The sequence below is a fragment of the Mucilaginibacter rubeus genome (assembly GCF_014643835.1).
GTDB classification, from domain to species: Bacteria; Bacteroidota; Bacteroidia; order Sphingobacteriales; family Sphingobacteriaceae; genus Mucilaginibacter; species Mucilaginibacter rubeus.
In genome coordinates, this window is record NZ_BMKD01000010.1 from 122268 (window position 1) to 146478 (window position 24211).

The window sequence follows — 24211 nt, forward strand, 5'->3', positions numbered from 1 at the left end:
CCATGATCTATCAACCATGAACCAAGCCAACTAATCTCCAATCACCAACCTCTAATCTCCAAATCGTATCCCCTTCACATTCAACTGTATGGTTCTTCTTTCGCGCCAAACATTTTCTTCTATCGAATAGCACATTTCGAACGGAACACCCGGCCTTAATTGTTCCAGGTACTGGCCGTGGTTAAAGGCTATGCAATCAAATGCTGCCGATCCTTCCTGCATTACGCTCATTTTAATGTGCGAGCCGCCAACCAAACCCGCGTTACCACTAACATACACATTTTTACTTATGAAAACCGGCGCCATATTTTCGGGTCCGAAAGGAGCAAATTGGCTCAGGATCCTGAAAAATTTTGGTTCTATCTGGCTTAAACGTAATTCGGCGTCAATTTGTATTTGCTGTATCAATTGTTCGGGTTTTATGGTAGAGCTTACCACCTCTTCAAACCTTTCAATAAAAGCTTCAAGGTTTTCGGGGGCCATGGTAAGGCCGGCCGCATACTTATGCCCTCCAAACTGGATCAGCAGGTCCTTGCAGCCACAAAGCGCTTCATACAGATCATATCCTAAAACCGAACGTGCCGATCCGGCTACATGCCCGTTTGAGCGGGTAAGCACAATGGTAGGGCGGTAATATTTTTCGGTAAGGCGCGACGCCACAATACCTATTACCCCTTTATGCCAGTCTTCATTAAACACAACGGTTGATTTACGGGCAATCAATACCTCATCGCTTTCTATCATGCCAAGCGCTTCGTCGGTAATGTTAAGATCGTGTCCTTTTCGCTCGGTGTTACGCACATTGATCATGGCGCTTTTTTCTTTGGCAACGTCTTTATCGGTAGCTATCAGTAATTCAACCGCATGTTTGGCGTCGTCTATCCTGCCGGCTGCATTAATGCGCGGACCCAGCGAAAATACTACATCTGATATAGTATATGTCCCTGTCTTGCCTGCTATCTCCATTAAAGCTTTAACGCCTATACACGGATCGGTATTTATTTTTTGCAGGCCGAAGTGAGCCAGCACCCTGTTCTCGCCGGTGATATGAACTATATCACATGAGATGCTGATCACCACCAGGTCGAGATAGCAGTTTACTTCTTCAACCGGGATATCATTCTTTTCGGCATAGGCCTGGATCAGCTTGAAGCCAATGCCGCAGCCGGATAATTCCTTATATGGATATTCGCAATCTTCGCGTTTGGGGTCAAGCACCGCTACCGCGTTCGGGATAGATGCTCCGGGTAAATGGTGATCACAGATGATAAAATCAATGCCTTTTTCATTGGCATAGTCAATTTTATCAACTGATTTAATGCCGCAGTCCAGCGCTATGATCAGGGTAATACCGTGCTCAGCAGCATAGTCAATTCCCTGGGTAGATATCCCATATCCTTCTTTATAACGGTCGGGGATATAATATTCAATATTGGTATACAACTTTCTGAAGAAACTGTAGGTTAGCGCGACAGCTGTGGTGCCATCCACATCGTAATCACCGTAGATCATGATCTTTTCGCCTGTTGTCATAGCCTGCTCAATACGGAGGATGGCCTTTTCCATATCCTTCATCAGGAATGGGTCATGCAGGTGCCGGTGATCGGGCCTAAAAAAATAGCGGGCATCTTCAAAGGTGGTAATACCACGCTGCACAAGCATAGCGCTTAGTACGGTATCAATGTTGAGTTGGGCGGCTAATTTTATTACATCATCATGGTTTGTATTATCCTTTAGCGCCCAACGTTTATTCATATCTTTGCAGCTTGAAACAGTAAATATACTTATGCTCTGTTAAAGAGCCAAAGGTACATTCAAAATCTGATACTACGTTTACTATGGAATTTTTTGCTTTAGGTGAGGGCTCATATTCGGTTGATGCAACCAAGAAATTTATCCCGTTCAATCCCGAAACCGATAACCCCAAAGATCGCCCGGCTTCGTTGTTTATTCACGTTAACCCCTTCCTCATCAAAACAAAAACCGATCTGATTGTATTGGATACCGGTCTGGGCTTTAAAGATACCCGCGACGAGCTCATGCTGCACCAAAACATCCGTAATGCGGGTTTCGATCCGGATGACGTAACCCTGGTGATGATGTCGCACCTGCATTATGACCACTCTGGCGGTTTGGTAGTTGAGCGGAACGGTAAATTAGTACCCAGCTTCCCGCAGGCCGAACATGTGATCAATAAACAGGAATGGGAGTTTGGGATCAGCGGGAAAGGCTCATCATACCATGTTGAAATATTTGAAGCATTACAGGCCGGAGCTAAGATAACTTTCGTTGAAGGCAGCGGTGAGTTTAAACCAGGGATCAGGTATGAACATTCGGGTGGTCATTGCCCGGCGCATCAGGTATTTTGGTTTGATATAGAAAGCGAAAAAGTATTTTTTGGCGGTGATGAGCTTCCCGAACCAGAGCAACTGTTGAGGAAATTCATAGCCAAATACGATATGGACGGCCGCAAGGCTATGATGCTGCGCGAAGAATATGGTAAAAAGGCTGCCGCCGAAGGATGGAAATGCCTGTTTTACCATGCTAAATCATTCACTATCGGAACCGTTGAAACAGAAGGAGACCATTTTAAGGTTAAACCGGCTTAATTTTCGGCAGCTACCTCAAAAAGTTCTTTTATCTTTTCAACGTTGAGCGGCTTGGAGATAAAATCTTTAACCAACGGATATGAACGCGCTTTGTTAATATCGTTGCTGAAAACAGATGATGAAATAATATAGATCTTGCTTTTGCCCAGGGGATCGAGGTTGAGGCGCTTATACTCATCCAAAAATTCCCAGCCATTCATAATGGGCATATTAATATCAAGCAAAATATAATCGGGTAGTTTATTAGGGTCTTTTCTCTGGATATCAGAAAGTTGCTCAATCGCATATTTTCCGTTCAGGCAGGCCATAATTTCTGTATTAAGTAAAGCTTTCTTTATCAGTTTTATGGAGATAAAGTTATTTATCTCATCATCATCAACCAGCAATACACTTATGGCTTTATTGTTAACATTCATATCTAAAATTTAAGCGCGTTGTTTTATACGAGACCACAATTCAAAAGGTTATATTCCTTATAGTTGTAAATTATAAAAAACAATACATTAAAACGGCTCCGCAACGTGAATATTTTATTTAATCTGGCCAATTAAATAAAGTTCAAAAAAACACGGAACAGGAATTAGCCATTGAATTTAAAAGGCGTAGTCATGCTCCACCCGGCAAATGCGTACTTTATAATTCAGGTACCATTTATCGCGCCCCTGCTGCTGGGCAAACAGGTGCCGGGCATTAGCTTTCCAGTTCTTAATAGCTTCTACCGACTGCCAATAAGACACCGTTATTCCAACATTGTTACGCGCCGATTCAACGCCCAGAAAACCTTCCTGCTGCCGGGCCAGTTCAACCATTTCAACAGCCATATCGCTATAGCCTTGCTCTACACCGGTACGTAGGGATGTAAATATTACCGCATAATAAGGGGGCTGTGGTGTTTGAGCGATAAGCTCTTCTAAATCTCCCCTAAAGGGAGAGACTTTTGAATTACCTTCAGGATTAGCTGAACTCATAATATATATTTGTGTGAAAAATAAAAACCCTCCTTGTTTAGGGGAGGGTTGATTTAAAAGCTATTCAATCACGCTTTCTTCAAACTCATACTCTTCCAGCGGGGGGCATGAGCAGATCAGCGTTCTGTCGCCATAAGTGTCATTAACCCTGCCCACCGAAGGCCAGAATTTATTGGCAGCCACGTAAGGCAGCGGGAATGCCGCTTTTTGACGGGTATAAGGATGCTCCCACTCGTTGCCGGTAATTACAGCTACAGTATGTGGCGCATTTTTTAACGGATTGTTTGTTTTATCAGATAAACCATCAACCACATCGGCAATTTCATGACGGATAGAGATCATGGCATCGCAAAAACGGTCGAGCTCATGCTTAGGCTCTGATTCAGTCGGCTCAACCATTACCGTACCCGCAACCGGGAATGATACGGTTGGTGCATGGAAACCATAATCCATTAAACGTTTAGCAATATCCGTAACCTCGATACCTGCCGATTTAAATGAGCGGCAATCCAGGATCATTTCATGCGCGCAACGGCCATTAGCACCAGCATATAGTACAGGGTAATGTTCCTGTAACCTGGCTTTAATGTAGTTGGCATTCAGGATAGCATAACGGGTAGCGTTAGTCAAGCCTTCGGCACCCATCATGGCAATGTAAGCATGTGATATGATGAGGATAGATGCAGAACCCCATGGCGCTGCAGAAACAGCATGGATTGATTTACCTCTGTCGATATCAACCACAGCATGACCCGGCAAATAAGGAACCAAATGTTTTGCAACACCGATCGGGCCCATGCCGGGGCCACCGCCACCGTGAGGGATACAGAATGTTTTATGCAGGTTGAGGTGACAAACGTCGGCACCGATATTGGCCGGACTTGTTAAACCTACCTGCGCGTTCATGTTAGCACCGTCCATATAAACCTGGCCGCCGTTTTCATGAATAATTTCGCAAATTTCAATGATGCTTTCTTCAAATACGCCGTGAGTTGATGGGTAAGTAACCATCAGGCATGAAAGCTCGTTTTTGTATTGCTCAGCTTTGGCGCGCATGTCGGCAACATCAATGTTTCCGTTATCATCGCACTTAACCACCACTATCTTCATGCCGGCCATAGCTGCAGATGCAGGGTTGGTACCGTGTGCCGATGAAGGGATCAGAGCAATATTACGGTGGCTATCGCCCCTGTCATTGTGATAAGCGCGGATTACCATTAAACCGGCGTATTCGCCTTGCGCACCGGCATTTGGCTGCAGGCTCATGGCTGCAAAACCGGTGATTTCGCTTAGCCAATTGTTGATCTCATCAAACAGCTGCATATAACCGCCAACCTGGTCGGTTGGGGCAAATGGATGAATTTTACTGAACTCGGCCCAGGTAACAGGTACCATTTCGGTGGTAGCGTTCAGTTTCATGGTACAAGAGCCTAAAGCTATCATAGAGTGGCAAAGCGAAAGATCTTTCGCCTCCAATGATTTGATATAACGCAACATTTCATGTTCAGACCGGTGGGTATTGAACAGACTGTGCGTTAAATATGCAGAAGTACGCTGAAGTTCTGTAGGAATAACAGTTTCAAGGCTTGCATTAACGCCATCGAAATCAACATCGTTAAATGTTTTACCCTTAACTTTGGCAAAGAACCTTACCATGGTTTTGATATCCTCAACCGAAGTGGTTTCATCAATTGCTATAGTTACTATTGAACCTTCGTAGTTAAGGTTCATTTCGTTATTTAATGCTTCCGAATGGATAGGACCAACAAGGTTCCCCACATCAAACTTAACAGTATCAAAGTAAGCATCGTTCAATTGCTCATAGCCAAGCTGCCCTAAGGTTTTGGCTAATAATATTGCTAAGCCGTGAATGCGCTCTGCTATAAGCTTAATACCATCCGGACCATGATATACGGCATACATACCAGCCATAATAGCTAACAGTGCCTGTGCGGTGCAGATATTTGATGTAGCTTTATCGCGGCGAATGTGCTGCTCGCGGGTTTGCAGGGCCATGCGCAGGGCATAATTATTGGCGCTGTCGATAGTAACGCCGATGATGCGGCCCGGGATAGAACGTTTATACTCTTCTTTAGTAGCGAAGAAAGCAGCATGCGGGCCGCCAAAACCCATCGGTACACCAAAACGTTGCGATGAACCAACAACGATATCGGCACCCCACTCGCCCGGAGGGGTTAATAGCGCAAGACTCATGATATCGGCAACAACGGTAAGCTTAATACCTTTTTCATGACCTTTTGCAGCAAAATCGGCGTAGTTATAAACCGCGCCATTGCTGGCAGGATATTGTACAATAGCGCCAAACATATCGTCGGTTAATTCAACGGTACGGTGGTCGCCTATTCTCAGTTCAATGCCATAAGGCTCTGAACGGGTTTTTAAGATATCAATAGTTTGCGGGAACACTTCTTCGGAAACGAAGAAAACGTTGGCGCTGTTGTTTTTACGCAAGGTATATTGCATAAACATAGCCTCGGCAGCGGCAGTACCTTCATCAAGCAATGAAGCATTGGCAATTTCCATACCGGTAAGGTCGATAACCATGGTTTGGAAGTTTAACAAAGCCTGCAGGCGGCCCTGTGCAATTTCGGCCTGGTATGGGGTGTACTGCGTGTACCATCCAGGGTTTTCAAGAATATTGCGCTGAATAACGCCCGGTACAATCACATCATAGTAACCTTTGCCGATGAATGACTTGAAAACTTTGTTTTTTGAAGCCGTTTGCTTTAAGGTGTTCAGGTAATCGAACTCGCTTTTTGCCGCGGGCAGGTTAAGCGGTTTGGCAAGCCTGATCTTTTGCGGTATGGTTTGCTCTATTAATTCATCAAGCGTACTTACACCGATGGTTTTTAACATTTTGGCCGTGTCGGCCGCGCTTGGAGCAATGTGCCTCGACTGAAACTGCTCCTGATAGGTTGTATTCAACTTCATGAATTAATCGTCCCTCTTAAATTTACCGCAAAGGTACGATTTTGCAACATGAGTAACAATTAGCTAATATGATATTGACAATGCATTTACAGGAAAAAAATGTAATTTGGCTCTTGAATACCTAAACATGACGGGCAGGCGAGTTTTACTTTTTATCACGATTTTTCTTTTTATCAGCTTTAAAAGCTTTTCAGCTGTTTTCACGGTAACCAGTAATGCTGATTCGGGGCCGGGTACCTTGCGCGAAGCATTAACGCTTGCCGCGGCCAATGGCAGCGCTACCAAAGATTATATTTATTTTAATTTACCGGATTTGAGTGAAGCGGGAAGGACGATAACAATGTTAACCCAATTGCCGGATGTTTCATCAAACCTAATTATTGACGGCAGCACGCAACCGGGTGATAAATTTGGCATAAGTGACGCTAAAGTTGCACTTTTTCAAACGGCCGATTATACACAGGAGGTCTCGGGCTTGTTCATTCATGATCAAACTGATGTAGCCGTACTTGGCTTATATATTAAGTGCGCAACCTATACAATTACGCAAACCAACTATTTCTGGCAAGGTATCAATATAGAAAACAGTAAAAATATACAAATTGGCCAGGCAGGAAAAGGTAATATTATCGTTGGATTTTATTTCCCGATAGCTACTAACTTTGACCATAAAAGTCAAACCTGTGAAAACATCTCTTTAAAAGATAATATCTGCGACATTGAAATTGACGGAATTACCACATCACCCAATTTACAATATAACCAAGGCGCTTATTTTTTCTTTCTTGCCGGACAAATAGACATTGGTGGCACGACTGGCGAAGGTAATTTATTTGCCAATGGTTTGACCATTTATCAGTGGAACTCCTACGATGATTCACCGCCTGCTAATTTTCTGATCAGGAATAACAAGGTCGGTGTAAATTACCTGGTTAACGATATTATACCCTCATGTATTGGGCTTAACATAGGAAGTGGAAGTCCTGCCGGAAAAAACACTATTACTATAGCGGATAACGAGCTAGCGGGTTTCCAGGGACCTTTATTTGCCTCTAATTGTATCGGTAAACTCACCATATTAAGAAACTATATTGGTATAGATAAAACGCTCACTCATAAGCTAAATATACCGGGTGCAGGAATAGCTGTTTTTTACTATCAGGGTGATGTGCAAATAGGCACTACCGACCCTAAAGATGCCAATGTAGTTGGATATTGTAAACCATTACAATTAACAGAAACTCTTAAGGTGTCTTTTAACAAAAACAGTTTTTTTTGCGCCAAAGATTTTTACCCCATTTACAGCTATAGCCTGTACAGTCCGCTGCCGCAGGCAAGCATCACTAATGTTACCAATAACAGCATTGGCGGTACCGCAACTCCACACTCATCTATCGAATTATTTTATGCAGATGACTGTGGCACTTGTTCTCCCAAAACATATTTTGCATCAACGATTGCCGATAATAACGGAAAATGGGTTTACAACACCCATTTAACCGGCTCGGTTTTAGCTACCGCAACCATAAACGGAACCACGTCCGAATATACGCAACCCTCTTTGTCGGCCAATGTAGATGACAGTCAAATAAATAAGCACACACCCGATTGCAATGGAAGTAACGGTTCAATAACTAATATCAGGGTCACCTCCTTTACCCAGCCAACTGATATTTATACCTACACATGGACAAATAGCCAAAATCAGGTCGTTGGTCATAATCTAGACCTCAACGAGGTACCAGAAGAAACGTATACCTTAAAAATTACCGGCCCCGGCTGCGGCACGATAACAACTGCCCCTATAACGCTAAAGTCAAAAACAATAACGATTGATTTAACAAACATCCATAAATCAAATGCAGGCTGTAATGGACCAACCGGTTCAATTACCGGCATAACCGCGCCAAACGCAACCCATTATCAATGGATAAATAAAATCAACAACCAAATTGCAAGTAATTCAAGCGATCTTAGGGATGTTGGACCTGGTACTTATCAGCTGATTGCAAGCAATGATTTTAGCTGTAGCGAGAAAAGTCCGGAATACACTATTGATGCTACTCCTGCAACCGTCTATCCAAATTATAACACTAATATTAACAACAGTTGCACAGGTGAAAACAACGGCTCAATTACCGTAATACCTACAGATAACCTTGTTAAAACAGCACGCTGGATTGACGCCGAAGGGCAACCTGCAGGTACGGGGTTAAATGTCCCAAACCTTAAACCCGGCACTTATAAAGTTTACTTTACCGATGCCAGCGGCTGCGAAACACTTTATCCGCATGATTTTACCGTTAACGAAATTGATCCCTTGCAAATAGTGGCAAACTCAGAAACCCGTACCGATGATCAATGCGGATTAAATACGGGGGGTATAAAAAACATTCAGGTTAAAGGCGGCACACAGCCCTACACCTATTTATGGCTTAATGTAGCCGGTGAGCATTTAGTTACATCGCAAGATCTTACAGACGTCGGTGCCGGGGATTACACGCTGCAGGTTCAGGACGCCGGTGGTTGCGGCGTTATGGCAAGTCGCATTTATACTGTTTTAAATGAAAACAGCAGCATAGATGCGCCGGTAATTGCCCCCTTGCAATTATGCGCTCCGGGCGAAGCTTTGCTATCCGTCAGTTCTCCATCTGCCGGGAATACCTATCGTCTTTATGATTCGCAAACAAGCACTCAATACCAGGATGAACAAACCAATGGCATCTTCAAAATCAAAGCAAATCCCAATAGCACTTATTATATAAGCAAGGTTAGCGGCCAGTGCGAAAGCGAACGAACCCAGGCGCAAATAACCATCAGCTTATCTGCTATTGATATCCCAAACGCGTTCACACCTAATGGCGACGGTAAAAATGACTACTGGAAAATAAACAATGCTCAAAATTATCCGCAGGCAATAGTCCAGATATTTACCAGGTACGGGCAAAAAGTATTTGAATCAAAAGGGTATAGCGTACCGTTTGACGGAACTTATAATGGCACCAAACTTCCTTCGGGAGTGTACTATTATATTTTAAATCTCGGTAAAAGCTGCAATTTGCTCTCAGGCAGTTTGTCAATCATCAGGTAACCATACAGCATTTCACTATTTTGATGTTGTTTATTGTATAACCACCACCTGATCAATATAATATTCACAGTGTACTTACAGCAAAAAAGTGTATTTTGCAGCTGATTACCTAAATCAATGTTTGTTAAGAAATTATCACTTTTAGTACTACTAATATCGATCTTGTTTTGCAATGTAGCCTCAGGCGCTACATTTATAGTAACCAGCAATGCCGATACCGGTCCGGGAACGCTGCGCGAGGCTTTAACCAACGCCGCGGCTAATGGCACTGCAACGCCTGATATCATCCAGTTTAAATTACCGGGAACGCTTGTATCTGACCGCACCATCAGGTTAAAAAGCCAATTGCCCGCGGTAACTTCAAATTTAGTAATTGATGGTACAAGTCAGCCCGGTATAGCCTTTGGCGTGTCTGATGCAAGGGTTATCATCGAACCTGAAACTTCGCCGGCCTACTTTAACTGCCTTTTCATTAACGGTGATATTAACAGCGGCGGGGCAACGGCAAAAAGCATCGGGATTTATGGGTTATATATCCGCAATTTTGCCCGCATTACCAGCTTTGCCAATCCTGACCTCGGACAGGGTTCGGGCATTGTGATCCAGGGCGATGCTTCGGCTATTATTATAGGCGCGCCGGGTAAAGGCAACGTCATATGCGGCAACATCAACGGCATTGTTAACAACTCTTATTACTATAATAACGGGCTTGCCGATATTCTTATTCAAAGCAATATCATAGGTTTATTGGATGATGGCTATACCGCGGCAAGCAATATTAACGGTGTTAACCTGGTACTGAGCAAAACAGCCACCATAGGTGGTACAGCTGCTAACATGGGCAATGTTATATCGGCCAATGTTACTAATATTAATATCATACGCGGATATAATTTCAATGTTACCCCAAGCGTTGTTGACATTCAAAACAATAAAATAGGTACGGATTATACCGGGAAAAAAGATTTTAAAAACATCCTGCTGTTTCAGCAGAGCGCCTTTATCAAAGCATACGGCATTAACGTAACTACCGATTATACCACCGTGAACATTAATGCCAATATCATATCGGGTCAGCGTTATTGCGGCATTTATATTGAACGGGCCACATTCAATATCACGGGCAACAAAATTGGTACTGATATCACCGGTACCGCCAACCTCGGGAATGGCGAAGGCATCAGGGCCGGCGAGAGCTCATCGGGTACCATTGGCGGCCCGCTTGCTACCGATAAAAATTACATTGGTTACAATCAGTACGGCATCGAAGCTCTTAACAGCGCCCATACATTGATAACCCGAAACAGCATTTTTTGCAACAGTGACTATGGCATAAGCGCCATCAGTAATTATTATACAGTCCCCTATGTGCAGGTGCTTAATTTCGGCAGCACAGCAGTATCTGGGATAGCTACACCAAACTCGGCTATCGAGCTTTTCTTTTCGGACGATTGCGGAACGATATGCCAGGGTAAAACCTATATTACTACCGTACAGTCTGACGGGAGCGGTAAATGGTCTTACTCAGGAGCTATCAGTAAGGCTGTAATAGCCACGGCAACTGATGCTAATAAAAACACCTCGCCTTTTTCATCATTGGTGATCAGGGAAAGTGATATTGTAATAAAAAATTACACTTGTGCATACCAGGGTAGTATTACCATACAGCAAAACCGGAGCGGCCTGTTATACCATTGGGATAAAAAGGAACAAAATGGCAGTCTTGCATCCGTTGGCGATGGTCAGAGTATAAAAAACCTTTTACCAGGCACTTACCAGTTAACAGCACAATACCCAGGCGGCTGCCAGAAAGTTACGCAGCTTTTTGAGGTAAAAGATTCGCGGATCAAAATACAGAATGTAATTGTGCCGGTACCGGAATGCCGTCAGAAACAATTTCCGTTTGATGTGAACTTTACAGGAGGTACAGGTAATATCACTTTTGCGTGGAAAGATAAGAATGGTAATATCGCGGCAACAAGCAAGTCGGCCTCTTTACCCCAAGGCACTTACACGGTAACCATTTATGACGAGGCCGGCTGCGCTGTAACCTCAAGCCCGGCTGTAAACATTAAAGCCAAACCAGGTCCTGATTATGACCTTTCAACCATGACGGTAAAATCTGCTCAATGCGGGGTAGCCGACGGCAGCATAAAAAACATTACACCCATCCCCTCAGGGATAGGTACACTTACCTACAAATGGCTGGATGCCGCGGGCAAAACCGTTAGGACTTCAAAAGATCTGGTAGGAGTCAAAGGCGGTACCTATACCCTCGTACTCACAGATCAAAGCGAGTGCAGTCCTTATTCTACCCCGCCGATAACTATTTCAGAAACAAATTCGGTAATTTTTTATGGTGGTGTTGTAACCCCCGCGAAATGCGGTGAAAATAATGGTGCTATAACCGGGGTTTCAGCACCAAATGCCGATAAATTTCAATGGTACGATCCACAAGGTAACCCAATACCTACTAACCCTGCAAACCTGGATATTTCTCCCCTCGCCGACGGCACATACCGGCTGAACGCGTTAAATACTCAAACGCAATGCAGCAACGATGCCTATTTTACGGTTAACCGTTTGGCACCCGAGGTATTTACCATTAAAAACCTTATTAACACACCTACTACCTGCGGGCTCAACAATGGCAGCCTGCATATTGATTTTGAGGGAAGTATAAAGCCAAGTTCTTATCAATGGGTTGATGCAGCCGGTACAACAGTAAGTTACGGTACCGATGTTCCAAACGCCGCCCCCGGTTCATATACGCTTCATGTAACCGATAAAAACGGATGTGCTTCTGTATTGGGCACCTGGGTAATACAGGCAACCCCTTTGTTACAATTTTCGGCAAATAATGCCCCGGTAGCCAAAACAGATGAGTGCGACCAGCTATTGGGCAGCATTACAGGCATCGATGTTTCCGGCGGTGTGCCTCCATATAAATTTATCTGGACCGACGCCACCGGCAATACCGTGGGGAACGATAAAGATTTAACAAATGTGGGCAAAGGCACTTATTCATTGACAGTTACTGATAACACTACCTGTGCAATTCCGTTACCATTCAGCAAGGAGGTTGGCAACCAAAAATTCATTCCTGATGCACCGGTATTAAACGACCAAAGGATCTGTCTGCCCGGAAAAGTAGGCCTGTCTGTTTTAAACAAAACTACAGGCATGTATAATTTATATGCCGATGCTACATCAACAACGCCGCTTCAAACCAGTAATACCGGCAATTTTGAAGTATTAATAACCGAAACCAGTGATTATTATATCTCATACAGCATAGGATCATGCGAAAGCCCGCGCACCAAAACACATATCGAAGTTGTATTGGTCGATGTAAAATTCTCCAATACCATAACCCCCAACGGCGATGGTATAAACGATTACTGGAAGATAGAAGGCCTTGAAAAATTCCCCGGCACTTTAGTTCAGATCTTTAACCGTTACGGAAAAAGGGTGTTCGAGTCAAAAGAATACGCCACACCATTTTCAGGGCAGTTTAATGGCTGGCTGCTGCCTTCGGGAGTGTATTACTATATCATTAACCTAAATACTCCTTGTAAGCTGCTATCGGGCAACCTTACATTGATCAGGTAATTTTTTAACAATATCATGAATAACCTGCCGCTCCGTTTTGCGGCGGGCATATTATATTATAAAGGATATTAAACAAAAATCGTAACTTACTGGCAGGCAATATCAACCAATATTAACGAACCAGTTTATTGCCCAAATCAATTTATAAACTAACATTCCAGATTGTGTTGCCGCCATGAAACACAAGTTGTTTCTGTTTACGCTATTTTTATTGCTGACCTGTTTAAATGCAGAGGCCACGGTATTTACCGTTACGAGTAATGCCGATGCAGGAACAGGCACACTGCGTGAGGCCCTTACTAATGCAGCAGCCAACGGCACAATTCAGCAGGATATTATTAATTTTAACCTGCCGGGCAGCGTGACCATCACACTTTTTACGCAGCTCCCCGAGGTTACCTCCAATTTAATTATCGACGGCAGCACGCAGCCGACACCCAAACTCAGCAGAAGTGACGCCAGGGTTTATATCATACCCGATATAAGCTATACTTTTCCGGGGACTAAGGCAGCAGCCCTGTTGATGACCGAAGTTACCAATGTGGAAATATATGGCTTATGCATAAAAGGTTACAGCAGCAAACTCACAAACTTTAACGGCAACCTGCTTTTCACCGCTATATCGGCTTACGATTGTACCAATATTACCATAGGCGCACCGGATAAAGGAAATGTTTTTTGCGATAACATCTACGGTGTGTATTGCGGCACCAACTCACTAACCGACTCAAAGAATAATGATAATATCAATATCCAATCAAATTTTATTGGTTATGACGAATCGGGAACAAATGTTGTTGAATTAGGGTATGCACTTGATATAACCGCCGATAACTCATTAGTGGGTGGCCCTACCTCCAAAGAAAGAAACTATTTTGCTACCGCGATAGCCTTAAACGGAACTGATAATAAGTTTATCAACAACTCACTTTCACTTGATGTGAACGGTCAGGATAACCGCGTAAACGGGGCATCCATACTTGTACGGTTTCAGGGAAGCAATACACAGGTAGCCGACAATGATTTTTGTTCTACACAATTTCAGTTTATATCTGTAAACAGCTTCACTTTTATGCGTAATAAGCAAAGCAGTATACCGGGTAATTCGGGTATGTACTTATTTAAATGCAATAATGCTTTTATTGGCGATGATAATGATGACGATATCAATATCTTTAGTAACGACGGCGGCGCTTTCTATGCGGTCGAGTCAACCAATATTACTATAGCCAAAAACAGTATCTCATGTAATACAACACCATACCTGATATCAAGTGGCACAGCCATTCCCGACATTAATATAGTTGTAAACAGTGCCGCCGAATTTTCAGGAACGGCATCGCCCGGAGCCGCTATTTATATTTATAATGACAATACAGATTGTTCTGTTTGCAACCCGGTACAGTACCTGGTTACGGTTGTTGCAGATGCAGCGGGTAACTGGAAGTTTACCGGCGATTTTCACAATAAAAAACTGGTGGCAAATGCTACATTTAATAACAGTTCGTCTGAATATACCCAACCGGTCATTTCGACATCGGCCGCCGATTATGTGAAAGTTAATCCTACTTGTTTTAAAAACAACGGATCTATTACCCTGCAAAACTTAAAGAACGTTATCGGGGTTGACTGGTATAATGACCAGGATCAATTAGTACAGTCCGGCGGCCCTAAACTGGATGGCGTTGGCGTTGGCACCTATTACGCCAAATGCTATAACGGAAATTGTTTTGCCAAATCTATTCTCATCACCTTAACCAGTTCAAATCCAGGCATTGATGATTCAGGGCTTCAAAAAGTGAATGCTTCCTGCGATGCGGCAAATGGCAGCATCAGTAATTTAAAGCTTATCAATACAAACGGCGGTACACCACCATTAAGGTGGACAAATGAAGCCGGAGATGTAATACGCAACACACTGGATATCGACGGGCTTCCCGGCGGAACATATACGCTAACCATAGATCCGGACGGCTGCGCTGTGCCCTATCACATTACCCTGCTTAACCAGGAGCTTGTCATCGATCCACCTGTGATAAGCAGCTTTCAATTGTGCGGCCCGGGCGAAACAATAATACCAGTAAAAAACCCAATAGCAACGTCAACCTACAGGCTTTATGATAGTGAAACCAGCACTACTCCGCTTGATGAAGAGCCTAATGGCAAATTTAAAGTAAACGTTACCGCCAACCGAAGCTATTATATAAGCCGTTTTAGCAACGCTTGTGAAAGCACCCGCACAAAGGTTGATGTAAGCGTGGGCCTTTCAAACCTTAATATTGCCAATGTAATTACCCCAAATAACGACGGTATCAATGATTACTGGCAGATAGCCGGTATGGAGAACTATCCGGCGGCCACCGTAAAAATATTTAACCGGTATGGCAAAAACGTTTTTAACTCAATAGGATATAGCCACCCGTTTAACGGTACCTATAATGGCAAACCATTACCTGCGGGCAGCTATTATTATATTATTAACCTCAGCTCGGGCTGTGGCTTATTATCGGGCAGTTTAAGCATTATCCGTTAGCGATAATTGCCTCAGGTACATTTGGATAGTATTTTCCAAACCATAATACAAGGCATCGCTTACCAGGGCATGACCAATGCTTACTTCGAGCAGACCGGGTATATTTTCTGCAAAATATTTCAGGTTATGTAAATCCAAATCGTGCCCGGCGTTAAGGCCTAATCCCGCCTGTTGCGCAACTTTTGCAGCCTCGATATATGGAGCAATAGCAAGCTCTTTCCCCTGCGGAAAATGAGTAGCATAGCCTTCGGTATAAAGTTCTACACGGTCGGTACCGGTTTTGGCGGCGCCCTCAACCATTGCAGGTATTGGATCAACAAAAATAGATACCCGGATGCCGGCTTCTTTAAATACCGATATCATATCTTTTAAATAATGATAGTTAGTGATAGTATCCCAGCCATGATTAGAGGTGATCTGCCCTAAAACATCAGGTACCAGGGTAACCTGCTCGGGTTTATTGGCAAGCACAAGGTCGATAAATTTTTGTTCCTGGCAATTTCCTTCAATATTAAACTCGGTAGTAACAATTTTCTTAAGTTCAAACACATCGTTATAACGAATGTGGCGCTCATCGGGTCGGGGGTGCACCGTTATTCCCTGCGCGCCAAAACGTTCGCAGTCTTTAGCAACCTGGATCAGGTCGGGATTATTGCCCCCCCGCGAATTACGAAGGGTGGCTATTTTGTTGATGTTGACAGATAGACGGGTCATACTTCAAAGTTATAGATCATTTAGATAAGTTGGCAGATATATTTAACTTTAAACCATGAAGCCTAAACAAGTCATTATCGAACTGGGCGTACTGTTTGCCATATATGCGCTGGCCTTTTTTTGTTGGCCTGCCTTTTTTGAAATAGTAAAAAGAAGCGTAATCTATGATTTCAATTGCACGGTACCTACTTTGTAATGTCAGCCTCACCGTGGGATTATTTAGTAATATGGACTTTTTCATCCATAAGTACATTAGTTTATTTTAGCAGGGCCATTATCCGAGGTTATAAAAACAATATTGTGAATGCCATCTTAATTGGCAGCAACTTTCTGTTAAGCATTACATTGATAAAGGTTTACCGTATGATTTTGATTTTGGAACAACCCATGAATGCAAAGTCGCCGGGGTGGCACCCCCGCTTTCGGGATTAAATAGCATGCCGGCACCAAAAGTAGAACATCCGCATTTTGGTAGTTATATGTTTATCCTATAACCATTTTTATGTTGATATTAGTTGTAAGTAGTATAATTACCGGTAAAAGCTGGCAAACAAATACTCATGAACAAACACATTCTTAAAATAACGCTATCACTTTTTATTCTACTGCTTCTTTGCCGCGAAGCATCAGCGCAAACCATCTACCGTAAAATCGGGAATTACAAGGCTTACTATGGCTGGGCGCACAACTATCCGCAAGACTGGATGATCCTTCGCCGCTTTGATAATGAGGGGCGCAATTACCTGTTGATGGTGAACCCGCAAACACTGGAAACCAAAATAAACGAAAGCAGCTTTTACCAGATCAAACCCATGACGATGGAGCAGGCGCGTGAGTTTTTTAAAAGTACGCCTTATCAAAAGGCGCTCAGTAAAGCCGAAAAACAATCTGTCAACATTCAGGACGCAGGCATCGAAAGCGGCATCCCCAAACAAACAGGCATCAGCCTTACCGCCGACCTTTGCCCATCGCACCGCCCGCTGGATAAACGCATTTTCACTGATATTTTCACTGAATTTAAAAAGGTAGAGCGCCCTGTACCAATAGCGCTTTCCATAACCGGCATCTGGATGCGCCAGCACCCGCAGGACCTGGACTGGCTAAAACAAATGCAGGCCAACCGTGAGATCTACATCACCTGGATCAATCATTCCTTCAATCACCGGGTTAGCCTGAAAGCTCCGCTTAAAGAAAACTTTTTACTTGAACCAGGAACAGATATTAGTTATGAAGTACTGGAAACAGAACAGGCCATGCTGCGTAATGGGCTATTACCATCCGTATTTTTCAGGTTTCCCGGCCTGGTATCTGATCAGCAACTGGTATACCGGATTACCGGTTTCGGCTTGATCCCGGTTGGTACCGATGCATGGCTGGCTAAAGGCCAACAACCCCAAAATGGCAGTATTGTGCTCATACACGGAAACGGCAATGAACCTGTGGGCGTTAACGATTTCATTAAACTATTGCAGTCAAAAACACGATCAATTGCCGGAAAGCAATGGTTACTGTATGATTTACGCGAAAGTGTGGATGAAGAGTTTAGTGAAGCGCCATGAGGGAAGCCGGCAGTGCGCAGTGGCAGTTAGCAGTGCAAATGCGCAGACTTACCAAGTTTAGTTTTTAAGTTTTTTGAGTATGATACCCTAAAATAAAAGCCCCATAGCACTCGCTGCATGGGGCTTTAAACCTAAACCTTATCACAAATCCGGGTTTGGATACCCGTAATTGAATTGTAAATATAAACATGATTTTTAATAATTTCATGGGCTTTGTTACAATTTAATTCTTTTGCACCATATAACATCCATTTATATAAATCTCATATTTTTTTCACCTTAATTTAACAGTATATTCACAATAGAGGCCTGCATCTATCTATGAGCTTTCTCTCAAGATTTACGCTATAAGAAGCAGCAATGACCTTTTAATTATCTACTCATTCAACATAAACTTGTCAATCCCGTATGCCGGTTGCCACTTATCTCCAGGTTCAAAATAATGCCAAAGCAGGGCCGATACTTTTTTGATCAGCAATCCGGCTTCATTGTCGGGTGTCCAACTGGTATCCTTGTTATGATTAGTAATGATCGAAAACACATAATCTCCATGCGGGGCATTTACCAGCACAGTTTCCGACCTTGATTCATCAACCGCCCCCTGTTTGGAAATGGTATGTACATAAGGTGGAATTTGCGACAACGCGTGCTCATCCCAGTAAATGCGGCCCATGTTACGGTACATCCGCTCGCTGGCTGCCGGGCTTACCGCCTTCCCTTCGCGGATCATGGCGAACAGGCGGCACATTTCGCGCGGGGTACTTACTCCCCAACCATAGATCCTGCGGATAGCTTCCCTGCCCGGCACACGCGAATTTACCCGCATTACCTTAAAGTCATTTTGATTGAGCCAGTTGTTGATATACTCGCCGCCCACCAGCTTTTGCAGCCACAAACTTGCGGTATTATCGCTCATGGTGATCATGAGCATAGCCACTTTACTCAATTGTACAGTGTCTTTATCTTTGAACGAGCCCAGCAAATCCTCACCTGCATAAAGCAATGAATCGCGGTAAACTAATTTTTGATTATACTTCAGCTCACCTTTTTCTATCTTATCCATCACCCCGCATTGAATGCTCACTTTGATCATACTGGCTGTAGGGAACAGCGTATCTGCATTGATCTCCGCCGTTTTGCCGTTTTTCAAATTATGTACATAGATGCCAACCTGGCCCTGAAAACCTTTGATAGCTTCATTTAATTTAGCGCTGAGTTTACTGTCGGTTTGTGCAAATGCCGGTGCTGCTAACAATGTCAACAACAGTAAGGTAAGTTTATGTTTCATGTAATGGCGATCTAAAAAATGAAAATACAAATTTTAATATAACAGGCAATCACTCCTTTATATTTGCTAAAACATCCGTTAGCCCATGAACCAATTTGTTGATATTACCAACCGCAAAGTGTTATACCGCTTAATGCTCAACCTGCGGCCCGAAGCAGCGCCACTTTGGGGCAAAATGAAACCGCAGCAAATGATCGAACACCTTATTGACCAGGTTCAGTATACTAACGGTGTAAAAATACCAGCCTGGGATGGCCCGGATGATAATACAGCGGCACGTAAACACTCCGCCGTTTATACCGATGCCGAAATACCCCGTAATATCTTTTTGGAAGAATTGGCTGATACCTTAATCTACCCTAATTTGGAAACTGCTATTAATCAGCTCATGAAAGAACTTGACACTTTCGACAGGTATTTCAATACCCCCGATGTTAAAGTGATCCACGGTGCCTTCGGCCCTATGGATTATTATGAGTGGATCATATGGCACGGAAAGCATTTTACGCATCATTTGAAGCAGTTTGGGGTGATAGACTGATAGTAAATCGGCATCAAATATTAACTTTGTTGTTCTTCAGAAATTTAAAAGAAGAAAGACGTCATTGCGAGGTACGAAGCAATCCCAAACTATACAGAGGGGCTTGCACTGCTGACCTGCACATCGGGGATTGCCTCGTACCTCGCAATGACGGCCCGCAAAATCATTTATGAAATTCCTCCGCTGGCTTTTAATCCCGTTTTCGCTGATCTATGGCCTGGTTACGGCTATTCGCAACTGGTGTTATGACCGGGGAATTTTCAAAAGCACTGGTTTTGACATGCCGCTGATCGTAGTCGGCAATCTGGATGTTGGCGGTGCTGGCAAAAGCCCTATGACCGAATATTTGATCAGGCTGTTGAAGGATAATTATAAAATTGCCACGCTTAGCCGGGGCTACGGTCGTATTACCAAAGGTTTTTTGCTGGCATCTGGCGAAAGCAAAGCCTCAGATATCGGTGACGAACCTGCGCAGTTCAAACATAAATTCCCGGATCTTGATGTTGCCGTTTGCGAAAAGCGGGTTGATGGCGTTGAGCAGTTAAAAGACGATCATGATCTTATTATTTTGGATGATGCGTACCAGCACCGCGCGCTTGAACCGGGCATGAGCATTTTGCTTTTTGATTACAGCCGTGTTAACGAACCTCATTTCCTGCTCCCGGCGGGTAACCTGCGCGAACCATTCGGCGGGCGTAAAAGGGCGGATGTCATCATCATCAGTAAATGTCCGGCTTCACTTAGCGACTTGGAACAAGGCCGTGTGATTAAACGGGTCAAACCATATCCGCACCAGTCGCTATTTTTTACCACCATAAACTATCTGCCGGCCCAAACTATCTATGGGGCCCCGGTTACAAATGCCATCGACGATCAAACCACGGTTTTCCTGCTTACGGGAATAGCTAATCCAAAACCGTTATTGTCGCATCTGAAAAAGCAAACACCCCTGGTTGTTCATCATAATTATCCCGACCATCACCGTTTTAGCTTAAAAAATATCAGTAAACTTGCCGATGAATTTTCGGCCTGTGCATCACAAAAAAAAGTGATCATCACAACAGAAAAGGATGCACAGCGTTTAGGGGAACAGGACCTGCTTGCGATGGTTAAAAAACTGCCCATTTTGGTGCTGCCCATAGGCATTAGTTTTTTAAATAACGGGCAACAACAATTTGACGAATTAGTACAAACATATGTTAGACAATATTGAAGGCACCGCCCGGTATATCAAAAACCGGATAGGCGATTTTGAACCCGAAGTGGGTATAATTTTAGGTACCGGCCTTGGTGGCCTGGTAAAAGAAATTGAAGTTGAAAAACAACTCATGTATTCCAACATTCCTGATTTCCCTATCTCAACATTAGAGTTCCATTCGGGCAAGCTGATTTTTGGTACCCTTGCAGGTGTTAAAGTGGTGGCCATGCAGGGCCGTTTGCATTATTACGAAGGCTACAATATGCAGCAGATCACCTTCCCGGTTAGGGTGATGAAATACCTGGGCATCAAAACGCTGTATGTATCAAACGCCAGCGGCTCGCTTAACCCCGATTTTAAAAAGGGTGACCTGATGATCATTGAAGATCATATTAACCTACAGCCTCAAAACCCGCTGGTTGGCCGCAATTATGAAGAGCTTGGACCACGGTTCCCTGATATGAGCGAACCTTACCGTCATGATATGATCGAAAAGGGTTTAGCCATCGCTCAGAAAAATAACATCACCTGCCATAAAGGGGTATATGTAGCCGTAACCGGCCCTAACCTGGAAACCCGTGCCGAATACAAATACCTGCGTATCATTGGCGGCGATGCCGTTGGCATGAGCACCGTGCCCGAGGTTATTGTTGCTAATCACATGGGGATCCCGACGTTTGCTATTTCGGTATTAACAGATGAAGGCTTCCCGGAAGTGCTTAAGCCCATAACATTGGAGGAGATTATTGCTATTGCGCAGGAAGCCGAGCCCAAAATGACCCTGATACTTAAAGAACTGATAGCCGGTAATTAATGCGCCAAAAGCTCAAATATATTTTTTTATTGCTGATGTGCCTGTCGGTACAGGCCGCTTTCGCACAGTATGGCAACCGCACTAACCCGCGTAACCTGCCTACCCGTGATACCGCGCGCCGGCAGGAAAAACAAATGACCGACGATCAGCTGCTGGACAGTTTAAGGCGAAAGGAAGAAAACAAAAAAGATTCGGTAGTTTTTAGCTCCAAATTTATCCGCGTTACCAACGAGCGTTTGCTGAATGATAGTACACAACTGTTTCCGATTGATACGGGCATTACGAATTTCGAGATCTATAGCCCGCTTATTGATCCGCGCAGTCCCCGAATTCATTTAGGTAATATTGGTTTGTCACAACGGCCTCTGCTTTTTGAGCCCAGCAGGACCATAGGCTTTGACCTGGGCTTGCATGCGCTTGATATTTACGCTTTAAAGCCTCAGGATATTAATTATTATAACACGCGTGTACCTTATACCAAGCTTACATTATATAATGCCTTTGGCGGCTCGGCCATTCAGTTGTTCAATATCGTTCATACGCAAAATATAAAACCCAACTGGAATATTGGTTTTAACCTTAATTTCAACGGATCAAGGGGTTTCTACAATTTTAACAATGTGCTTGGCCAAAACGTGAGCGATTTGAATGCTTCTATTTTTACGTGGTACGAATCAAAAAGCAAACGGTATAACCTGCTGGCCAACCTTTTGTTCAACAATCTTAAGGCCCCCGAAACCGGCAGCATTCTCAACGATTCGGTATTTACCAGTACCAATGTAAACAACGCCTTTTCAAAAGACAGGGCAGCGGTACGTTTACCGTATAGTTATGAAAACTGGAACGATAAGGGCCTTTACATTAAGCAGTTTTATTATTTAGGCCGGATAGATAGTTTGAATAAGGGGAAGGACAATTCAAAGATCCTGCCTACCCAACGCGTGTCACATACCCTTCATGTATCAAACAGCAGGTACCTGTACAAGCAAAGCGGTGTTGATACCTATAATGTATTCCCTGACTATTATTACAGCAATAACCGGTCAAGGGATTCAACAGTCGTCACGCATATTCAAAATGAGTTTTCGTATAGCTTTTATCTGCGAAGTAAATCGGTAAAATTTGTAAAGAACGAGCTTAAGCTTGACCTCGGCCTTGTGCATGATTTTTATTCGTACAACCAGTATGTTAGCGATACCACCCTTAACCAGTATGGTGCAAAATATATTCATCAGGATAAAGTACAGCACAATACTTTCCAGGACATTACGCTGAAAGCTAAATTGGGCTACCGTTTCAGCGATCGTATAGCCCTTGATGCCGATTTCAGGCAAATTGCCCAGGGCCGCGACTTTGGCAATTATTTATATGATGCCAAACTTACCCTGGCAGGCGGCAAAAAAACCGGCAAGATCATTTTAGAAGCCTATTCACAAAACAGCTCGCCCCCGCTGGTTTATAATAACTGGATCTCCAATCATTATATTTTTCATAATGATTTCAGCAATCAAAAAACAACCAGCGCATCGTTTAATTACATTAACAACGCCCTGCAAATTGATTTAAAAGCCGAATACTTTTTGATCAGCAATTACCTGTATTTTTCAGCGCAGGATGGCGGTACCGATGTGCGCCCGGCTCAGCTTAACAACTCTATCAACCTGTTAAAAGTAAGTTTGGGTAAAAACTTCACTTACCGGAGCCTGCATTTTGATAACTATGTAGTATATCAAAAAACCGACTATCAGAATACGCTTCGTACCCCGGAAGTATATGCTTACAGCAGCTTATATATTAACAGGGTTTTGCTTAATGTACTGCATGCCAGTATGGGTATAAATGGAAGGTATAATACAGAATATGTTGCCCCTTCATATGCCACGGGATTGGGCCAGTTTTATAACGGCGCGAACGTAACGTTTTCATCATACCCTATATTTGGCGTATTTTTCAAAGCAACCTTGCAGCGTACCAACCTGTTTGTTGCTTATGATTACATCAACCAGCGTGCCTGGAGTAAAGGCTATTACACGGTTAACCGTTACCCACAACAGGATGCCATCCTGAAATTCGGCGTTTCATGGACATTTTATAATTAATAGGATCATCGGATACTAAAAAGCATTTTCTGGCGCCTTTTCTGGCGCAAGTCTTGTGTGGCTGGCATGAGGGTGGATGACTTGTGCCTTTGGGACAGCAAGACATATTGTCTCGTCCTAAAAAAAGTTTACAGTTTAACTGCTAAATCCTGTTATACGTTTACAATATTAATTAATCCTAAAATAGGTTTACAAAATCACATTTTGAGGTTTATAATAACTTTTCCATGTTC

Annotated in this window: 16 protein-coding genes; 10 read left to right on the forward strand and 6 right to left on the reverse strand. The window is 43.5% G+C overall.

The window, feature by feature from the left end; all coding sequences use genetic code 11:
* Positions 1–51 precede the first annotated feature (51 nt).
* Positions 52–1755 (reverse strand): single-stranded-DNA-specific exonuclease RecJ, encoded by a 1704-nt coding sequence (gene recJ / locus IEX80_RS25845; protein WP_090534176.1) that lies wholly within the window; start codon positions 1753–1755, stop codon positions 52–54.
* Between the two features lie 83 nt (positions 1756–1838).
* Here recJ and IEX80_RS25850 point away from each other — a divergent pair, with 83 nt between their 5' ends.
* Positions 1839–2609 carry an MBL fold metallo-hydrolase gene (locus IEX80_RS25850; protein WP_090534178.1) on the forward strand — a complete coding sequence of 257 codons (771 nt, stop codon included), beginning with the start codon at positions 1839–1841 and terminating at the stop codon, positions 2607–2609.
* On the opposite strand, the gene IEX80_RS25855 is transcribed toward IEX80_RS25850, so the two are convergent.
* The 3 genes from IEX80_RS25855 to gcvP form a co-directional block, all read right to left on the reverse strand.
* On the reverse strand, positions 2606–3025 hold the full coding sequence (locus tag IEX80_RS25855; RefSeq protein ID WP_090534180.1) for a response regulator: 420 nt from the start codon (positions 3023–3025) through the stop codon (positions 2606–2608). The genes IEX80_RS25850 and IEX80_RS25855 overlap by 4 nt on opposite strands.
* A 177-nt stretch (positions 3026–3202) precedes the next feature.
* Positions 3203–3577 (reverse strand): antibiotic biosynthesis monooxygenase family protein, encoded by a 375-nt coding sequence (locus IEX80_RS25860; RefSeq protein ID WP_188834617.1) that lies wholly within the window; start codon positions 3575–3577, stop codon positions 3203–3205.
* Between the two features lie 60 nt (positions 3578–3637).
* Positions 3638–6529 (reverse strand): aminomethyl-transferring glycine dehydrogenase, encoded by a 2892-nt coding sequence (gcvP, locus tag IEX80_RS25865; RefSeq protein ID WP_188834618.1) that lies wholly within the window; start codon positions 6527–6529, stop codon positions 3638–3640.
* Positions 6530–6656: 127 nt separating this feature from the next.
* Here gcvP and IEX80_RS25870 point away from each other — a divergent pair, with 127 nt between their 5' ends.
* The 3 genes from IEX80_RS25870 to IEX80_RS25880 all read left to right on the forward strand — a co-directional run bounded on the left by IEX80_RS25870 (position 6657) and on the right by IEX80_RS25880 (position 15765).
* A complete protein-coding gene (locus tag IEX80_RS25870) occupies positions 6657–9620 on the forward strand; it encodes a T9SS type B sorting domain-containing protein (RefSeq protein WP_188834619.1) in 2964 nt (987 codons plus the stop codon).
* Positions 9621–9737: 117 nt separating this feature from the next.
* On the forward strand, positions 9738–13232 hold the full coding sequence (locus IEX80_RS25875; RefSeq protein WP_188834620.1) for a T9SS type B sorting domain-containing protein: 3495 nt from the start codon (positions 9738–9740) through the stop codon (positions 13230–13232).
* A 175-nt stretch (positions 13233–13407) separates the two neighbouring features.
* Positions 13408–15765 carry a T9SS type B sorting domain-containing protein gene (locus tag IEX80_RS25880; protein WP_188834621.1) on the forward strand — a complete coding sequence of 786 codons (2358 nt, stop codon included), beginning with the start codon at positions 13408–13410 and terminating at the stop codon, positions 15763–15765.
* Here IEX80_RS25880 and IEX80_RS25885 read toward each other — a convergent pair.
* Entirely contained in the window at positions 15748–16479 is a 732-nt protein-coding gene (locus IEX80_RS25885; protein ID WP_188834622.1) for a pyridoxine 5'-phosphate synthase, read from the reverse strand. The genes IEX80_RS25880 and IEX80_RS25885 overlap by 18 nt on opposite strands.
* 55 nt (positions 16480–16534) lie before the next feature.
* On the opposite strand from IEX80_RS25885, the gene IEX80_RS25890 reads away from it, so the two are divergent.
* Positions 16535–16675: a hypothetical protein gene (locus IEX80_RS25890; protein WP_188834623.1), complete on the forward strand. Its 141-nt coding sequence runs from the start codon at positions 16535–16537 to the stop codon at positions 16673–16675.
* A 364-nt stretch (positions 16676–17039) separates the two neighbouring features.
* Positions 17040–18038 (forward strand): polysaccharide deacetylase family protein, encoded by a 999-nt coding sequence (locus IEX80_RS25895; protein WP_188834624.1) that lies wholly within the window; start codon positions 17040–17042, stop codon positions 18036–18038.
* A gap of 376 nt (positions 18039–18414) precedes the next feature.
* Here the strand turns inward: IEX80_RS25895 and IEX80_RS25900 are convergent, their stop codons facing one another.
* On the reverse strand, positions 18415–19326 hold the full coding sequence (locus IEX80_RS25900) for a serine hydrolase (protein WP_188834625.1): 912 nt from the start codon (positions 19324–19326) through the stop codon (positions 18415–18417).
* Positions 19327–19411: 85 nt separating this feature from the next.
* Between IEX80_RS25900 and IEX80_RS25905 the strand changes: the two genes are divergently transcribed.
* The 4 genes from IEX80_RS25905 (at position 19412) to IEX80_RS25920 (ending at position 23978) form a co-directional block, all read left to right on the forward strand.
* On the forward strand, positions 19412–19867 hold the full coding sequence (locus IEX80_RS25905; RefSeq protein ID WP_188834626.1) for a hypothetical protein: 456 nt from the start codon (positions 19412–19414) through the stop codon (positions 19865–19867).
* A 169-nt stretch (positions 19868–20036) separates the two neighbouring features.
* Complete coding sequence (gene lpxK / locus IEX80_RS25910) at positions 20037–21080, forward strand: tetraacyldisaccharide 4'-kinase (RefSeq protein ID WP_188834627.1); 1044 nt, start codon at positions 20037–20039, stop codon at positions 21078–21080.
* Positions 21064–21879 (forward strand): purine-nucleoside phosphorylase, encoded by an 816-nt coding sequence (locus IEX80_RS25915; protein WP_090534201.1) that lies wholly within the window; start codon positions 21064–21066, stop codon positions 21877–21879. The genes lpxK and IEX80_RS25915 overlap by 17 nt, the downstream gene beginning before the upstream one ends.
* Positions 21879–23978: a putative porin gene (locus IEX80_RS25920; RefSeq protein WP_229701766.1), complete on the forward strand. Its 2100-nt coding sequence runs from the start codon at positions 21879–21881 to the stop codon at positions 23976–23978. The genes IEX80_RS25915 and IEX80_RS25920 overlap by 1 nt, the downstream gene beginning before the upstream one ends.
* Positions 23979–24211: the final 233 nt, after the last annotated feature.

Bases quoted from the DNA above. Each gene is read 5' to 3' on its own strand.
- lpxK (WP_188834627.1), top strand. From the start codon at position 20,037: ATGAAATTCCTCCGCTGGCTTTTAATCCCGTTTTCGCTGATCTATGGC.
- IEX80_RS25900 (WP_188834625.1), bottom strand. From the start codon at position 19,326: ATGAAACATAAACTTACCTTACTGTTGTTGACATTGTTAGCAGCACCG.
- IEX80_RS25870 (WP_188834619.1), top strand. From the start codon at position 6,657: ATGACGGGCAGGCGAGTTTTACTTTTTATCACGATTTTTCTTTTTATC.
- IEX80_RS25860 (WP_188834617.1), bottom strand. From the start codon at position 3,577: ATGAGTTCAGCTAATCCTGAAGGTAATTCAAAAGTCTCTCCCTTTAGG.
- IEX80_RS25875 (WP_188834620.1), top strand. From the start codon at position 9,738: ATGTTTGTTAAGAAATTATCACTTTTAGTACTACTAATATCGATCTTG.
- IEX80_RS25855 (WP_090534180.1), bottom strand. From the start codon at position 3,025: ATGAATGTTAACAATAAAGCCATAAGTGTATTGCTGGTTGATGATGAT.
- IEX80_RS25895 (WP_188834624.1), top strand. From the start codon at position 17,040: ATGAACAAACACATTCTTAAAATAACGCTATCACTTTTTATTCTACTG.
- IEX80_RS25880 (WP_188834621.1), top strand. From the start codon at position 13,408: ATGAAACACAAGTTGTTTCTGTTTACGCTATTTTTATTGCTGACCTGT.
- IEX80_RS25890 (WP_188834623.1), top strand. From the start codon at position 16,535: ATGAAGCCTAAACAAGTCATTATCGAACTGGGCGTACTGTTTGCCATA.
- IEX80_RS25885 (WP_188834622.1), bottom strand. From the start codon at position 16,479: ATGACCCGTCTATCTGTCAACATCAACAAAATAGCCACCCTTCGTAAT.
- gcvP (WP_188834618.1), bottom strand. From the start codon at position 6,529: ATGAAGTTGAATACAACCTATCAGGAGCAGTTTCAGTCGAGGCACATT.
- IEX80_RS25915 (WP_090534201.1), top strand. From the start codon at position 21,064: ATGTTAGACAATATTGAAGGCACCGCCCGGTATATCAAAAACCGGATA.
- IEX80_RS25920 (WP_229701766.1), top strand. From the start codon at position 21,879: ATGCGCCAAAAGCTCAAATATATTTTTTTATTGCTGATGTGCCTGTCG.
- recJ (WP_090534176.1), bottom strand. From the start codon at position 1,755: ATGAATAAACGTTGGGCGCTAAAGGATAATACAAACCATGATGATGTA.
- IEX80_RS25850 (WP_090534178.1), top strand. From the start codon at position 1,839: ATGGAATTTTTTGCTTTAGGTGAGGGCTCATATTCGGTTGATGCAACC.
- IEX80_RS25905 (WP_188834626.1), top strand. From the start codon at position 19,412: ATGAACCAATTTGTTGATATTACCAACCGCAAAGTGTTATACCGCTTA.